At 65.4% G+C, this 15,752-nt stretch carries 14 protein-coding genes; 11 read left to right on the top strand and 3 right to left on the bottom strand.

The features are described 5' to 3' along the window. Positions 1 to 3 precede the first annotated feature (3 nt). From CDV49_RS03245 to modC, 7 genes are all read left to right on the top strand, one after another. On the top strand, positions 4 to 1,779 hold the full coding sequence (locus CDV49_RS03245) for an N-acetylglutaminylglutamine amidotransferase (protein WP_088214132.1): 1,776 nt from the start codon (positions 4 to 6) through the stop codon (positions 1,777 to 1,779). Continuing rightward, positions 1,776 to 3,557 (top strand): N-acetylglutaminylglutamine synthetase, encoded by a 1,782-nt coding sequence (gene ngg / locus CDV49_RS03240; protein ID WP_256947215.1) that lies wholly within the window; start codon positions 1,776 to 1,778, stop codon positions 3,555 to 3,557. Before CDV49_RS03245 ends, ngg begins: the two co-directional genes overlap by 4 nt. Positions 3,558 to 3,615: 58 nt before the next feature. Continuing rightward, a complete protein-coding gene (locus CDV49_RS03235) occupies positions 3,616 to 4,950 on the top strand; it encodes an MFS transporter (protein ID WP_088214131.1) in 1,335 nt (444 codons plus the stop codon). 88 nt (positions 4,951 to 5,038) lie between these two features. Continuing rightward, entirely contained in the window at positions 5,039 to 5,851 is an 813-nt protein-coding gene (locus tag CDV49_RS03230) for a TOBE domain-containing protein (RefSeq protein ID WP_088214130.1), read from the top strand. A gap of 7 nt (positions 5,852 to 5,858) precedes the next feature. After that, positions 5,859 to 6,617: a molybdate ABC transporter substrate-binding protein gene (modA, locus tag CDV49_RS03225; RefSeq protein WP_088214129.1), complete on the top strand. Its 759-nt coding sequence runs from the start codon at positions 5,859 to 5,861 to the stop codon at positions 6,615 to 6,617. Further along, positions 6,617 to 7,294, top strand: a complete 678-nt coding sequence (gene modB / locus CDV49_RS03220) for a molybdate ABC transporter permease subunit (RefSeq protein ID WP_088214128.1) — start codon at positions 6,617 to 6,619, stop codon at positions 7,292 to 7,294. Before modA ends, modB begins: the two co-directional genes overlap by 1 nt. Next, the gene (gene modC, locus CDV49_RS03215) at positions 7,291 to 8,370 is read left to right on the top strand and encodes a molybdenum ABC transporter ATP-binding protein (protein ID WP_088214127.1); all 1,080 of its coding nucleotides are present in this window, start codon (positions 7,291 to 7,293) and stop codon (positions 8,368 to 8,370) included. Before modB ends, modC begins: the two co-directional genes overlap by 4 nt. 157 nt (positions 8,371 to 8,527) lie before the next feature. On the opposite strand, the gene CDV49_RS03210 is transcribed toward modC, so the two are convergent. Together CDV49_RS03210 and CDV49_RS03205 are read right to left on the bottom strand one after the other, a co-directional pair. Next, positions 8,528 to 9,679 (bottom strand): autotransporter outer membrane beta-barrel domain-containing protein, encoded by a 1,152-nt coding sequence (locus CDV49_RS03210; RefSeq protein ID WP_179209106.1) that lies wholly within the window; start codon positions 9,677 to 9,679, stop codon positions 8,528 to 8,530. 122 nt (positions 9,680 to 9,801) lie between these two features. Next, positions 9,802 to 10,227, bottom strand: coding sequence for a MarR family winged helix-turn-helix transcriptional regulator (locus tag CDV49_RS03205; RefSeq protein WP_256947214.1), 426 nt, complete (start codon positions 10,225 to 10,227; stop codon positions 9,802 to 9,804). Between the two features lie 272 nt (positions 10,228 to 10,499). Between CDV49_RS03205 and CDV49_RS03200 the strand changes: the two genes are divergently transcribed. From CDV49_RS03200 to aliA, 4 genes are read left to right on the top strand one after another with little or no spacing between them, the layout of a single operon-like run. Then, positions 10,500 to 11,270: an SDR family NAD(P)-dependent oxidoreductase gene (locus tag CDV49_RS03200; RefSeq protein WP_179209105.1), complete on the top strand. Its 771-nt coding sequence runs from the start codon at positions 10,500 to 10,502 to the stop codon at positions 11,268 to 11,270. A gap of 30 nt (positions 11,271 to 11,300) precedes the next feature. Next, complete coding sequence (gene badI, locus CDV49_RS03195; protein ID WP_088214195.1) at positions 11,301 to 12,083, top strand: 2-ketocyclohexanecarboxyl-CoA hydrolase; 783 nt, start codon at positions 11,301 to 11,303, stop codon at positions 12,081 to 12,083. Positions 12,084 to 12,135: 52 nt separating this feature from the next. Beyond that, positions 12,136 to 13,296: a cyclohexanecarboxyl-CoA dehydrogenase gene (gene aliB, locus CDV49_RS03190; protein ID WP_088214124.1), complete on the top strand. Its 1,161-nt coding sequence runs from the start codon at positions 12,136 to 12,138 to the stop codon at positions 13,294 to 13,296. A 28-nt stretch (positions 13,297 to 13,324) separates the two neighbouring features. After that, positions 13,325 to 14,989, top strand: coding sequence for a cyclohexanecarboxylate-CoA ligase (aliA, locus tag CDV49_RS03185; RefSeq protein WP_088214123.1), 1,665 nt, complete (start codon positions 13,325 to 13,327; stop codon positions 14,987 to 14,989). Between the two features lie 55 nt (positions 14,990 to 15,044). Here aliA and CDV49_RS03180 read toward each other — a convergent pair whose 3' ends face one another. Beyond that, positions 15,045 to 15,746: a glutathione S-transferase N-terminal domain-containing protein gene (locus tag CDV49_RS03180; RefSeq protein ID WP_088214194.1), complete on the bottom strand. Its 702-nt coding sequence runs from the start codon at positions 15,744 to 15,746 to the stop codon at positions 15,045 to 15,047. Positions 15,747 to 15,752: the final 6 nt, after the last annotated feature.

Raw genomic sequence — 15,752 nt, 5'->3', positions numbered from 1 at the left:
TTCATGTGTGGTATTTGCGGAGAAATTCGGTTCGACGGCGCACAGCCCTCGGTCACGGCGGTTTCGATGATGGCGGACGCTCTGGCGCCCCGCGGGCCGGACGGAGCAGGGGTCGTGGTGCGCGGCAATGTCGGGCTGGGGCATCGGCGGCTGCGCATTCTGGACCTGTCCGACAAGTCGCAGCAACCGATGATCGATGCGGACCTTGGCCTCACCATCGTGTTCAACGGATGCATCTACAACTTTCGCGACCTGCGCGCCGAACTGGAGGGCAGGGGGTATCGCTTTTTTTCCGACGGCGACACGGAAGTCATCCTGAAGGCGTGGCACGCCTGGGGTGAGCGCTGCGTGGAGCGGTTCCACGGCATGTTCGCCTTCGTCATCCATGAGCGCGACACGGGCCGGGTGGTGATGGCGCGCGACCGGTTCGGGATCAAGCCGCTCTATCTTTCGGAACGTGGGAAGCAGGTCCGCTTCGCCTCTGCGCTGCCGGCGCTGCTTCGCGCCGGTGATGTGGACACGTCTATCGACCGGGTGGCGCTGCAGTTTTACATGAGCTTCCATGCGGTGGTGCCCGCGCCCCGCACCATCCTCGCCGGGATCGGCAAGCTGCCGCCCGCGACGATCCGCATCTATGAGCACGACGGCACCTTTGCCGACCGGCGCTACTGGGATCCGGCGTATGAGCGGCGTGCCGAGGATGGCGGCATGACGCGGGAGGACTGGCAGGAGGAACTTCTGGCCGCGCTCCGCCTCGCCGTCAAGCGGCGCATGGTCTCTGACGTGCCGGTGGGCGTGCTGCTGTCCGGCGGCGTCGATTCCAGCCTGATCGTCGGCCTGCTCGCGGAAGCGGGCCAGACGGGGCTGATGAGCTTTTCCGTGGGGTTCGAGGAGGCGAATGGCGAGAAGGGCGACGAGTTCGTCTATTCCGATCTCATCGCGCGGCATTTCGGGACCGATCACCGCAAGATCTTCGTCCCCTCCGGCGAGTTGATGTCGGCTCTGCCGGGCACGATCGCCGCCATGTCGGAGCCGATGGTGTCATACGACAACGTGGGCTTCTACCTGCTCTCCAAGGAGGTTTCCAAGCATATCAAGGTGGTGCAGTCTGGCCAGGGCGCGGATGAGGTTTTCGGCGGCTATCACTGGTATCCTCCGCTGGTCGAGTCGAACGATGTCGTGCGCGATTATGCCAAGGGTTTCCGCGACCGGCCCCACGACGTGCTGGCCCGCCAGATCCAGTCGCGCTGGATGGCGGACCGGGATGTGGCTGGCGAGTTTCTCGCCGGTGAACTGCTCCGCGCCGGCGCGGATACTCCGGTGGATGCGGCGCTGCGGCTCGACAGCAACGTGATGCTCGTCGATGATCCGGTGAAGCGGGTGGACAACATGACCATGGCCTGGGGGTTGGAGGCGCGAGTGCCCTTCCTTGACCATGAACTGGTGGAACTGGCCGCGCGTATTCCGGTGGAAGAGAAGCTCCGCGAGGGCGGCAAGGGCATCCTGAAGGATGTCGCGCGCCGGATCATCCCCAGCGAGGTGATCGACCGCAAGAAGGGCTACTTCCCTGTCCCGCAACTGAAATACATCGACGGTCCCTATCTCGACATGCTGAAGGACACGCTGAATTCGCAAGCGGCGCGGGAGCGGGGGATCTTCCAGCCGGCCTATCTCGAGACGCTGTTCGATGCGCCGTCGGAGCATATCACCCCGCTTCGCGGCTCGGAGCTTTGGCAGGCGGGCCTTCTGGAACTGTGGCTTCAGGAGCAAGGCGTATGACGATGGAGCGGTCGGGGCTTCGTCCCCGCGGCAAGGGGACGCGCGCCGTCTCGCACCGGCTGACCCGCCTGCGCACGCCGGCGACGATAGACGAGCAACGCGACCGCCTGCGCCGGGATGCGGTGCCGGGGGAAAGCGCGGTGCTGGACTGCGGCTGGGGGCGGCTGCTGTTCGGCGCCACATTCCCCAGCCACGCGGCGCTGCTGGAGGAGCTGCGCAAGGAGGCGCCCGGCGCACGGGACATAGCCTTTCACATCCGCGATCCGCATGTGCTCCTGTCGCTCGCGCCGCAGGAAGTGTTTCTCGATCCGTCGCACACCTACCGGCTGGAACTGTCCACCTATCGCTCCGGCGGGCGAAAGCCCAAGGGCATCGCGATCCGCCGGATGATCGCGGAGGCGGATGCAGAGGGGGTGAATGCCGTTTATGCCGCCGCGGGAATGGTGCAGATCCGGCAGGATTATCTGGAGGGGGAACGCAACAACCGCTCCGTCACGCATTTCGTCGCGCAGGAGGAGGAGACGGGCCGGATCGTGGGCACGGTGACGGGCATCGATCACGAGCGTCTCTTTGCAGACCCGGAGCGGGGGGCCTCGCTCTGGTGCCTTGCGGTTCATCCGCAGGCGCGGCAGCCCGGGATCGGGGAGCGGCTTGTCCGTACGCTGGCTGAGCATTTTCAGGCCCGCGGGCTGAGTTATATCGACCTTTCGGTGCTGCACGACAATGAGGGCGCGATAGGGCTCTATCGGAAGCTCGGCTTTCGCCGGGTGCCTTTCTTTTCGGTGAAGCTCAAGAACGCGATCAACGAACGGTATTTTGCGCAGCCTCCGGCGGAACATGCGGCGCTGAACCCCTACGCACGGCTCATCGTGGACGAGGCCATGCGGCGCGGCATCCGGGTGGAGGTTACGGATGCGGAGGGCGGCTTCTTCCGCCTCAGTCATGGCGGCCGGTCCATTCGCTGCCGCGAGAGCCTGTCTGACCTGACGTCTGCGGTCGCCATGTCGATCTGCGACGACAAATCCGTGACGCGCCGGGTGGTAAGCGTCGCGGGCGTCACCGTGCCCGCGCAGATCGACGCCGATGCGGAGGAGGAGGCGCTGGAGCAATTCCTTGTCACCCATGGCAAGCTGGTGGTGAAACCGGTGCGCGGGGAGCAGGGGCGCGGTATTTCAATCGGCATTTCGACGATGAAGGACCTGAAACCCGCCATCCGCGCCGCGCGGAGCGTATCGGAGCGGGTGCTTCTGGAGGCGTTCCATGAGGGAGAGGACTTGCGACTCGTCATCATTGATGGCGCACTGGTGGCGGCGGCGCTTCGCCGCCCACCGCGGGTGACGGGGGACGGGCGCACGCCGCTCCGCCGATTGATCGAGGCGCAATCCCGCCGCCGGTCGGCCGCCACGGGCGGGGAGAGCCGGATACCGATAGATGCCGAGACGCGCCGTTGTCTGGAGGGACAGGGCCTCGACCTCGACAGTGTGCTGGCGGAGGGGCAGGACATCACGGTTCGCAAGGCCGCGAACCTGCATACCGGCGGCACCATTCATGACGTTACGGCGGAAGTGCATCCCGAGTTGGTCGACGCGGGTCTCCGGGCGGCGCGGGCCATCGGTATTCCGGTTGTGGGCATCGACCTGATGGTGAGCGATCCGACGGCGCCCGAATATATCTTCATCGAGGCCAACGAAAGGCCGGGGCTTGCAAATCATGAACCACGACCCACCGCCGAACGGTTCATGGATCTGCTCTTTCCCGCGACCCGTGGTGCGCGCTAGCTTGGGCTGACCGCTTCCGCTTCCTACTGTCAGTCGGACCATCAGACGGAGATCGCCCTTGGGATCCTTCAACCGTATCCTTGTGACGGTCGGCGCGACGATCATCGGCATCAGCATCGTCCAGCTCGCCAACGGTTATCTCGGCACGCTTGTTTCCATGCGAACGGCGAGCGAGGGGTTTGCCCCGCTGATGGCTGGTCTGGTGCTGGCGGCCTATTACGGCGGCTATACCATCGGCGCGGCCACCGTCAGCGGCGTGTTGCAGCGCGTGGGCCATATCCGCATGTTCGCCGCATTGGCGGGGATGGTCGCGGCTTCGGTCTCGCTCCAGCCGGTATTCACCTCGCCGGAGGCGTGGATCGCCATCCGGCTCTTTACCGGCATCGGCTGTGCGGGGTTGTTCGTGACGGCGGAAAGCTGGCTCAACGCCTCCACGACGCAACAGAACCGCGGGACGATCTTTGCCATCTACATGGTGGCGACCTATGCAACCTTTGGGCTGGGACAGTTCGTTCTCACCTTGCCCGCGCCGGGCGGGTTCGAGCTGTTCTCGCTGGCCGCCGCCCTGTTCTGCATCGCTCTGCTTCCGGTGAGCCTGACGCGCCGCATTCCGCCCACGCTGACGCCCGGCCCGCGGCTGAGCCTGCGAGAGTTGCAGCACGTGGCCCCCGTGGCTTTTGCGGGCTGCGCGGTATCCGGCCTCATCAGCGCGTCGTTCTTCAGCCTGATGCCTGCCGAAGCCCAGGCCACCGGGGCGACGACGGAACAGGTGTCGCGGCTGATGGCGACGGCGATCTTCGGGGGCCTGGCTTTTCAGATCCCGGTTGGCGCCGTATCCGACCGCTTCGACCGGAGGATCGTGGCTGCGGTGCTGGCGGGGGTGCTGGCGATCCTGTGCCTGGGCATGATCCTGATCCCGCCGGGGGGGTGGATGCGGCTGGGGCTGACCTTCCTGTTCGGCGGCTTCATGGCGACGATCTACCCGGTTTCCGTCTCTCACGCGAATGACCGTGTCGATCCCGACAAGGTCGTGTCGGTGAGCGGGCAGCTCATCCTCATCAACGGAACTGCATCCTTCTTCGGGCCGCTGCTGGGCGCATGGCTGCGGGGGATCGGCGGGATCACGTTCGTCTTTGCCTACATGGCGACGGCGGCGGTGCTGTTCATTGCCTTCACCCTCTGGCGCGTGCGCAATGTTGCACCTGCTGAGCGGCGGGAGCGGCCTTTCGTCATCCTGACCGAGCGGGTGGGCCAGCAATTCGCCCATGCGCCGGACAGCGACGCGCTGCCGGATGGCGTTGCCGCAGAGGCGGTTCAGGCGGAGGCGGAGGCGGATGCGGAGGAGGCCGCGCGGGAGCCGGAACCATCCCCGAAGGATCAGCCAGAAGGCTAACCCGCTGTCATGACGATGTGAAATGGGCTGTTGACCGGCGCCGCAGGCAATATGTAAGCTGACGACATATCGCCTGTGGAGCCTGTCCTTGACCGCCATCACCTCCTCCGTCTCGCTTGCCATACCGGATCTCGCTCCCGCCGGGATCGAGCATGTGCGGTTGCTGGAGGCGATCGGGCGGGAGGGCAGCATCTCCGCCGCCGCCCGCGCCATCGGGCTGAGCTACAAGGCCGCATGGAGCAGGGTTTCCGCTCTCAACACGCTGGCGGGACGGCCATTGGTCGCGTCGCAGCGAGGGGGCGCGGAGGGGGGTGGTGCCGCTCTCACCCCCGAAGGGATCGGGTTCGTGGAAGCGTTCCGCCGGCTGGAAGCGGAAACCGCCGATGCAGTCCGGCGCTTGTTCAGCGATCCCGCAGGTCCGGTTCTGGAGAAGGGGCACGTGCGCGGCGGGTTCTTCCGCACCAGCGCCCGCAACGCCCTGCCGGGTGTGGTGATCGACGTGGAGGACGGGCCTCTCAATGCGCTTGTCCGCCTTCGCATCGCCGGAGGGCAACTGGTGGAGGCGGCGATCACACGCGCGAGTCTTCTTGAGCTTGGGTTGTTTCCGGGTCGCCACGCCCTCGCCCTCATCAAAGCGCCTTTCGTCCATCTGCTTCCGCCGGGGGAAAGCGGTAGCAACCGCTTGCTGGGCCGGGTTGTCAGCATAGAGATGGAGGAGGGTCGCGGCGCCGATGCCAGGGGGGAGGTCACGCTGGATATCGGCCCTCCCGACGGGCCTGACATCGGCGCGCGACTGGTTGCCGTGGCGCCTGTCTCCCGGCTCCTCACACTTGGCCTTGCGCCCGGAACCGCTGCCATGGCGCGTTTCGAGCCGTCACAGATCATCCTCGCAACAGATTGAAATCGATATGAAACACACGATCTTTGCTGCAGTTGTCGCCGTGCTCCCGGCGCTTCCCGCCTTCGCCGGGCAAACCAATGTCGCGGTCGCCGCCAACTTCACCGAACCCGCGACGGAGATCGCCAAGCTGTTCGAGCAGCAGACCGGCCACAAGGCGGTGCTGAGCTTCGGCGCGACCGGGCAGTTCTACACCCAGATCACGCAGGGCGCGCCCTTTGAGGTCTTCCTCGCCGCTGACAACATCCGGCCGGAGAAAGCGGTGCAGGATGGATACGGAGTGCCCGGGACGGTGTTCACCTATGCCATCGGGCAACTCGTGCTGTGGAGCAAGGATCCGGCCCTCGTCACCGGGCCGGAGGTTCTGAAATCGGATGCGTTCCACAAGATCGCCATCGCCGATCCCGCCACGGCGCCCTATGGTCTCGCCGCCGTTCAGACGATGACCGCGCTTGGTGTGGAGGAGACGCTCCGCCCGAAGATCGTTCAGGGGACGAGCATCGGGCAGACGCTGCAATTCGTGGAGACCGGTAATGCGGAACTGGGCTTTGTGGCGCTTTCGCAGGTGATCGCGAAGGAGGAGGGATCGCGCTGGATCGTGCCGGCGGGGGATCATGAGCCGATCCTTCAGGACGCGGTGCTGCTGAAGACCGGCGAGTCCAACGAGGCCGCCCGCGCCTTTCTCGACTTCCTGAAGGGGCCGGAGGCGACGGCGGTGATCGAGCGGTTCGGCTATGCCCTGGCCAGGGACGGCGTACCGGCCAACTGATGTCGCCCGAACTCTGGCAGCCGATCCGGCTGACGCTTGAACTGGCGACGATCACCACGGTCATCCTTCTGTTCATCGGCACGCCGCTCGCCTGGTGGCTGGCGCGGTCGCGCGCGCGGTGGAAGGAAGCGGTCGCCACCGTGGTGGCGCTGCCGCTCGTGCTGCCGCCGACGGTGCTGGGGTTCTACCTGCTGATCGCGCTCGGACCTTCCGGTCCGGGCGGGTGGATTGCGAGCCTGTGGGGCGGGCGGACGCTGGCCTTCACCTTTCCGGGGCTGGTGATCGGTTCGGTGCTCTATTCGATGCCCTTTGTCGTCCAGCCGATCCGCAACGCCTTCGAGGCGATGGGCGAGCGGCCCATGGAAGTGGCGGCGACGCTCCGCGCCTCACCGCTCGCCGCCTTTCTGAGTGTTGCGCTGCCTCTGGCGCGACCGGGTCTCATGACCGGTGCGGTGCTGGGTTTTGCGCATACGATAGGAGAATTCGGCGTGGTGCTGATGATCGGCGGCAATATTCCGGGCACGACCAAAGTGCTCTCCGTCGCGATCTACGATTTTGTGGAAACGCTGCGCTGGCGGGAGGCGCATCTGCTGGCGGGCGGCATGCTGGCGTTCTCCTTCGTCGTCATTCTCGCCATGTTTCTGTTGGAGCGGCGGATGGCGCGGGCCGGGCGATGAGCGACAGGATGCAGGCCGTGTTCAAGGGGCACTTGGGCGCCTTCGCGCTGGATGCCGCGTTCGCGGCGCCTCTCACCGGCATCACCGCGCTTTTTGGCCCGTCCGGCTCAGGCAAGACCTCCGTATTGCGCGCGATCGCAGGGTTGAACCGGCTGGATGGGCGCTTCGCCTTGGGGGATGACATCTGGCAGGACGGCAGGACGTTCCTGCCCGTGCATCGCAGACCCATCGGTTATGTCTTTCAGGAGGCGAGCCTTTTTCCACATATCGATGTGCGGTCCAACCTGGATTACGGGCGCCGGCGGGCGCTGGCAGGCGGCGCGCGGGAGGAGATACGCCTTGACGAAGCCGTCTCTCTGCTCGGTCTCGCGCCTCTGCTCAACCGTGGGCCCTCTGCCCTGTCGGGGGGAGAGCGGCAGCGGGTGGCCATCGGACGCGCCCTTCTGTCTCAGCCGCGACTGCTGCTGATGGACGAACCGCTTGCTGCGTTGGACCGGGCGGCCAAGGCGGAGATCCTGCCCTATCTGGAAAGCCTGCGCGACCGGCTGGCCGTTCCGATCCTCTATGTCAGCCACGATATCGCGGAGGTGGAGCGTCTCGCCTCCCACATGGTGCTGCTGGAACGGGGCAAGGTGCGCGCTTCCGGCCCGCTTGTGGAGTTGGAATCCGATCCCTCATTGCCTCTGCTGCGGATGCCGGAGGCGGGAGTCACGCTTGCCGGGCGGGTGATCGGCCAGGATGCGGCCTATGGGCTGATCCGTATCGCCGTTGATGGCGGGGAACTGGTCGCGCCCGGGGAGGGCATGGGCACGGTCCGCCTGCGTATCTCCGCGGCGGATGTCAGCCTTTCCACGCGGCAGCCGGAGGGGAGTTCCATTCTCAACATCCTGCCCGCGCGTATTGTCGCGGCGGAAGCGGAAGGCGCCGCGATGATCGTGGTGCTGGGGCTGGGGCCGGGGGGAGAGGGCGCGCGACTTCTGTCACGGGTCACAAGGAGATCATGGGATGATCTGGCCTTGTCGCCGGGCGCGGCGGTCTTCGCGCAGGTCAAGGGGCTGGCTTTCGCACCCCGCTAGCAGGCTGCTGAAAAAGCCCTGAAGTGTCGTGCGTATGCGCCGGAAATCGGAAAATCTGCCCGGAAATGCCCGGAAGTCTAGATTTCGGGTTGGATTCCGTCAGATGGCGAACGATTTCCGCCTCAACACAGGCCAAAAAGCCTTTTTCAGCAGCCTGCTAGAAGCGAATCTCGACGGTGACACGGCCACGGTGGTCCTCGAAATCATCTCCGAAGCGGCCGCCGTATCCCATCTGGACAGTGCCGTTCCTGAGCGCGGCGATGCTGACCGAAGCTTCGACATCCAGAAGGTTCTCCGGCAGTTCGACGCCCCGCGCGCGGAAGGCGGGGCTACCGGAGAAAGCAGCGGTGAGGGGCGTAGACCGGTCGCCCATGTTGCCCTCCCAGCCGGCCCCGAGCCGGGCGGTCATCGGATAGGGGCCGATATCGACATTCCATATGCCACGCGCGCCCAGCCGCAGCGTGGTCAGCGACGCATCCTGATCGTCCACGCTCAGGGCAGCGACGGCGCCCCGCTCGCGAAAGCGGTCCGCGTGGAAAAATGTCTGCGTAATGCCCAGCACCGGCTCCACTTCCACCGCTTCGAGCTGAACGGGGCGGGTCGCTTCGGCAAAGAGGCGATGGGCGCTGGCGGAGGAACTGCCGCGAACTCGCATCGTTTCTTCCAGCAGCACGGTGCGGTCTTCGTCAAGATCGTAGCGCGCATAGGTCCAGCCGCCGGTCAGGTTCCACCCACCGCGCTCTCCCAGCGCATAGACCCCGGCGTGCAGCCCGTCGGCGGTGGCAGAAGTATGGCGGTCGCGGCTGTCGAAGCTCCCGTCATTATAGCCGATCGCGACCCCCGCCCGAAGACCCTCCCAATCACTGTCCGCGCCGAGCCGGATGCCGCTGGAACGGAAGCCCGACGTGGCGAAATTGCCGTCTCCCGAAGCGTGCAGCTTGCGCGATTCCCCGTCCAGCCAGAAAAGCCCGCTGTCACCGAAGGTCGAAGTCTCCACCGCCCCCGAACCACGCCGAAGTATGCCGCGCGAGAGAAAAGCACTGTCATCGAGCAGCATTGTCCGCGCGCTCGCGATACCCTCCCCCGACAGCAGGGAATAGGCGAGACGCGTGCCGGAGGAGGTCAGCTCCGCCAATGCGGCAGGGAGCGCGCCCTCCGGCTCCATCCCGGCGATCGCCCGCGCCACCGCTGCCTGGTTCGGGCGCAGTGCGCCGGTCGCATCCTGACCCAGGGGCTCGGCAACAACGGTGCCGCCTGCAAGAAGCAGGCCGGCGAACGGCAGGGCGGTTGTAAATACGGAACGGATCATTGCGACCCCCGGCTTCTGAAGGTGGTTCAGCACTCTTGCAGGCAGTCTGGGGTGAAATCCGGCGAGGGGGAGGGCAAAGTTAACGAGGTATGGCCTGCGTCGCATATTGCGACGCGTTTGCATCACCTGTCTTTTGCGTCCCGCGGCCCTGTATCAGGGTCTATCGCACTGAAATTGCCGAGCATCTTGTCCAGATAATGGATCATGTGGATCTTGTCGGAAGTGGAGAAGTCGGCAAGAGCCTGCTCATAGTAATCGGCGATCACGGGGCGCATGTTCTCGTCCCAGAGGCTCCGCCCCTTGGCCGTAAGGCGAATCAGCCGTGAGCGGTTATCACGGGCGTGGATCGCCCGTTCCACGTAATCCAGCGCTTCCAGCCGGGAGAGAACGCCTGCCAGATTCTGCCTGCTGACCATCAGGAAAGCGGCAAGATCGCCCACCGCCACACCCTCTGAGAACCCTGTCCGTGTCAGGGCACCGAGCACAGCCCATTGCTGGGTGGTAATGCCGTGATCTTCCAGCGCCCGCGTGCCCGTTTTGTGCAACATGTTGGCGCATTGATACAGCCGGAAGAACAGCCGGTTGCTCAAACCGAGCGACATATCCCTGAACTGATCACTGTCTTTTGCCATGAGGCAACATGTTCGTTGGCGAGGCTTCCGTCAAGCTGTGATGAAGCATGAACGTAAATATGTTGACATATATTATGGAGACGTGTTTCCTGTCTTCAGGGAGGCAGCACGGGATTCGAAAGAAAAGGCGCTTAAAACCGCTTTCGTTATGGAAAACCTGCTGCCGGAGAGAAATCGAGGAGGCGAGAATGCGCGGCCTGAAAGGTAAAGTAGTTGTCATAACGGGTGGGGGCGGAGGTATCGGTTCCGCGACCTGCAGGCGCTTTGCCGGAGAGGGCGCGCGTGTGGTCGTGGCGGATATCGGAGAAGCCGCCGCGAACCGCGTGGTGGAGGAAATCCGCGCGGAGGGTGGTGAGGCCACGGCGATGATCGTCGATCTGACCGACTATCAGGCCACGGGCGCCGCCGTGTCGCGGGTGGAGGCGGAGTTCGGCCCCATCGACATCCTCGTGAACAACGCGGGCTGGGATCTGTTCGTGCCGTTCCTGAAGCAGGAACCGGATTTCTGGAGCAAGATCATCGACATCAACCTTCGGGCGGTGCTGAACATCACCAAACCGGTACTCGCCTCCATGGTCGCGCGCGGCGTGGCGGGACGGGTCGTGTCCATCGGCTCCGATGCCGGCCGGGGCGGGTCTTCGGGCGAGTCTGTCTATTCCGCCTGCAAGGCCGGGGTGATCGCGCTGTCGAAAACGCTGGCACGGGAACATGCGCGGCACGGGATCACCTTCAACACCGTCTGTCCGGGCGTGACCGAAACGGCGATGCTGGAGCAGTTCATGGAGGCGGCCGGCGACAAGGAGAAGCTGCGCGGCGCATTCGCAAAAGCGGTGCCGATGGGGCGCCTTGGGCAGCCCGACGATCTTCCGGGCGCGATCCTGTTCTTCGCGAGCGACGACGCGGCCTTCATCACCGGTCAGGTGATTTCGGTCTCCGGCGGTCTGACGATGCACGGGTGAGGGGAAATCATGGCGTATGAGGGGGAGACGATGACCTACGAAGACATCCTTTACGACATTCGCGGCGGTGCTGCCTGGATCACGATCAACCGGCCCGACAAGTACAACGCCTTCCGTGGACAGACGGTGGACGAGCTGATCCATGCCTTCCAGACAGCAGGCTGGGACCGCTCCGTCGGGGTGATCGTCTTGACCGGCGCAGGCGACAAGGCGTTCTGCACCGGCGGGGATCAGTCGGCCCATGACGGGCAATACGACGGGCGCGGCGTGATTGGCCTGCCGATCGACGAGCTGCAGTCGCTGATCCGCGACGTGCCGAAGCCGGTGATTGCGCGGGTGAACGGATTTGCGATCGGCGGCGGCAACGTGCTGGCCACGATCTGCGATCTGACCATCGCCTCGGAGAAGGCGCAGTTCGGGCAGGTCGGCCCGAAGGTCGGCTCGGTCGATCCGGGGTTCGGCACCGCCTATCTGGCCCGCGTGGTGGGGGAGAAAAAGGCGCGCGAGATCTGGTATCTCAACAAACGCTACACCGCCCAGGAGGCGCTCGCCATGGGGCTGGCGAATGCGGTTGTCCCGCATGAGGAGCTGGATGCGGAAGTGGACCGCTGGGTGGCCGAACTGATGGAGCGCTCCCCGACGGCTCTGGCGCTGGCAAAGGTGTCGTTCAACGCCGACAGCGAGAATATCCGGGGTATCTCGGCGCTCGGGATGCGGGCGCTGTCGCTCTACTACGACACCGACGAAAGCAGGGAAGGCGGCGTCGCGTTCCGCGAAAAGCGCAAGCCCGATTTCCGCAAGCACGCGAAATAGGCAGGGAGGCCGGGTGGCCGGAGCGCCACCCGCACCGGTTTGGGAGGACAGGGTGCAACCGACGATTTTCGACACAGATGACCTCAGCGCGCTCCGCGATCTCGCGCGCAGGTTCGCGGGCGAGAAGCTCGCCCCCGGCTACCGTGCGCGGGAGAAATCGGGCAGCTTCGGCCCCGATCTGGTGCGGGAGATGGGAAGCCTTGGCCTCATCGCGCCCGAACTGCCGGAGGAGGTGGGCGGCCTGGGAGCGGGCAGCATCTATTCCGGCGTCATCATCGAGGAGATCGCGCGCGCCGATTTCAACTTCGGCTACATCAACGTCCTCGCTTCCCTGAACGGCCAGATCCTCGCGAACTTTGCGAACCCGGAGATCCGGCGCGACTGGCTTCCCCGGCTGACGGCGGGGGAGATCATGCTGGCCATCGCCCTGACCGAGCCGCGGGGCGGATCGGACGCGGCGAACCTCGGCCTGAAGATGGAGCGGTCGGGCAACCACTATGTTCTGAATGGCGAGAAGACCTCCATCTCCGCGGCCGATCAGGCGGCGGGAACGGTCGTATTCGCGCGGACGGGCAGGCCGGAGGACAGGGCGCGGGGGGTTTCCGCGGTCTTCGTGCCGATGGACACGCCCGGTATTTCCACCACACGGTTCACCGATGTCGGCCAGCACGCAATCGGGCGGGGGTCCATTTTCTTCGACAACGTGAGGGTGCCGGCGGATCATCTTCTCGGCGATGAGGGGCAGGGATTCGTGCAGGTCATGCAGGGCTTCGACTTCTCCCGTTCGCTGATCGGGCTGCAATGTCTTGGCACCGCGCGGCAATCGCTCGACGAGGCATGGGCCTATATCGGGGAGCGGAAGGCGTTCGGCAAACCGCTTGCGGCGTTTCAGGGCGTGACCCATCAGCTTGCCGATTTCGACACAAAGGTGGAGGCGGCGCGGCTTCTCTGCCTGAACGCGCTGTGGCTGAAGGACACGGGCCGTCCCCATGTGGCGGAGGCGGCGATGGCGAAGTGGTGGCCGCCGCTTCTGGCCTATGAGGCGATCCATGCCTGCCTGCTGATCCACGGCCATGCCGCCTATTCGAACGAATTGCCGTTCGAGCAGCGGCTCCGCGATGTGCTCGGCCTCCAGATCGGGGACGGCACCGCGCATATCATGAAGAATATCATCGCCCGGGAGCGGGCGGGACGCGCCGCCGTCGGCGCCTGACCGGACCGAAAGCAGGGGGGAGGAGACCATGCACTTCGATGCCGTTCTGATAGAGCCGCGCCGCGCCCGGATGGAGGCGGAAGGCCTCTGGCCGGGCAAGACGCTGCTCGACTATTTCGAGGAGGCGCTGGCGGAAGCACCGCAGGCGCGGGCGCTGACCAGCGTCACCGTGGGCACGGGGGAGACGCGACATGTGACATGGGCGGAGATCGAGCACCTGTCCTGGCGCGCGGCCGAGGGGCTTCGGCGGCTCGGCCTCCGGCGGGATGATGTTCTGGCCTGCCAGCTGCCCAATTCGTGGGAGTTCGTGGTGCTCTACATCGCCTGTCGGCGGCTTGGCATCGTGTTCAATCCCGTGATGCCCATCTTCCGGGAGCGGGAGCTCCGCTTCATGCTCCGCCATGGCGAGGCCAAGGTGCTGGTTGTGCCCAAGACCTTCCGCGGCTTCGACCATGAGAGGATGGCGGACGCGTTGCGCCCCGATCTGCCGGACCTCTCGCATGTCGTCGTCGCGGGACGCGAGGGGGAGGGCAGTTTCGAGGCGCTGCTGCTGGACCCTATGCTCGACGATGCGCCGGATCTGCGAGAGGTGAGCCTGCGGGACAGGGGCGATGCGAATGCCGTCTGCCAGCTCATCTACACCTCCGGCACGACCGGCGAGCCGAAGGGCGTGATGCACACGGCCAATACCATGTATTCCAACCTCGTCGCCTATGCGGAGCGGCTGCGGCTGGACGGATCGGACGTGATCCTGATGGCCTCTCCGATGGCGCATCAGACCGGGTTCATGTATGGCTTCCTGCTGCCCGTGATGCTGAAGGCGCGGATGGTGCTGATGGACAGCTGGGACAGGACGCTGGCGGCTGGCCTGATCGCGAGCGAGGGTGTGACCTTCACCATGGCCTCCACCCCCTTCCTGATGGACCTGACCAATGCGGTGGAAGAGGGGGCGAGCGACAGCCGGAGCCTTCGGATCTTCCTTTGTGCGGGAACCGCGATACCCGGCCCGCTGGTGGAGCGCGCCGGTCGGGTGCTGGGCGCGCGGATCGTTTCTGCCTGGGGCATGACGGAGAACGGGGCGGTGACGGTGGTGCCCCTCGACGACGCGCCGGACCGCTCCGCCCGGTCGGACGGCGCGCCGCTCCGGGGCATGGAGGTGCAGGTGCGGGGGGCCGAAGGCAAGCCTGTCCAGCCGGGGCAGGAGGGCGAATTGTTCGTGCGCGGCTGCTCCAACTTCGCGGGCTATCTCAGGCGGCCCGATCTGAACGCCACCGATGCGGAGGGCTGGTTCGAGACGGGCGATATCGCGCGGCTGGAGGCGGACGGCCATATCCGCATCGTCGGCCGGTCCAAGGATGTCATCATCCGGGGCGCAGAGAACATCCCCGTGGTGGAGGTCGAGGCGCTTCTCTACAAACATCCCTCCGTGTTGCAGGTGGCAATCGTCGCCTATCCCGACGACCGGTTGGGGGAGCGGGCCTGCGCCTTCATCGTGCCTAAGGAAGGGAAGGGCATCGACTTTGCCGAGATGAGCGCGTTCCTTGCAAGTGAACAGCTCGCCCGGCAGTATGTGCCGGAGCGACTGGAGATCCGCGAGCGGCTGCCCGCCACCGCCTCCGGCAAGATCCAGAAATTCGCCCTGAGGAACGAGCTCAAGGTGGAATACGAGCAGAGGCGATCGGCGACGGCCTGACAACGGCGCCGATCACGATGATCCGTGTGCGTAGCGAGTGATTTGGTTTCCGTAATCAGGAACGGGCGGGGATGCTCAGTCCCCGCTCCACCGCGGGCCGCGCGAGGCAGGTTTCGAGCCAGCGGGGCACCGCTTCCAGCTCGGCGTAGTTCACCAGCTCGCCTGCATCGTAAAACCCGATGAGGTTCCGCACCCAGCCCCGCGTCGCGATATCTGCAATGGTGTAATCCGGCCCGGCGAGGAAGGCCGTCTTCCGAAGCTGTCCTTCTAGTACCCGGAGCAGGCGCGCGGACTCCGTGGCGTAGCGGTCACGGGGGTGCTTGTCTTCGTACTCCCGCCCCGCGAAACGGTGAAAGAAGCCGAGCTGGCCGAACATCGGTCCGATGCCGCCCATCTGGAAGAACACCCATTGCAGCACCTCGTAGCGCTCGGGGCCTTCAGGCAGGAACATCCCGGTCTTTTCGGCCAGATAGACAAGAATCGCCCCGGATTCGAACAGGCCGAGCGGCTGTCCGCCGGGACCGGACGGGTCGAGGATCGCGGGTATCTTGCCGTTGGGGTTCAGCGACAGAAAAGCCTCGGTCCACGTCTCGTCCTTGCCGATATCGATGAAATGCGGCTCGTAGGGCAGGCCCGTCTCCTCCAGCATGATCGACACTTTCACGCCGTTCGGGGTGGGTGTCGAATAGAGCTGCAACCGCTCGGGATGCTTCGCGGGCCACCGGTGGGTGATGGGAAAGCGGGAAAGGTCCGACATGTCCGT

Source organism: Haematobacter genomosp. 1 (assembly GCF_002196855.1).
Classification (GTDB): Bacteria; Pseudomonadota; Alphaproteobacteria; order Rhodobacterales; family Rhodobacteraceae; genus Haematobacter.
Note: the sequence above shows the minus strand (reverse complement) of the source record. Positions and strands in the feature narration are given on the sequence as shown.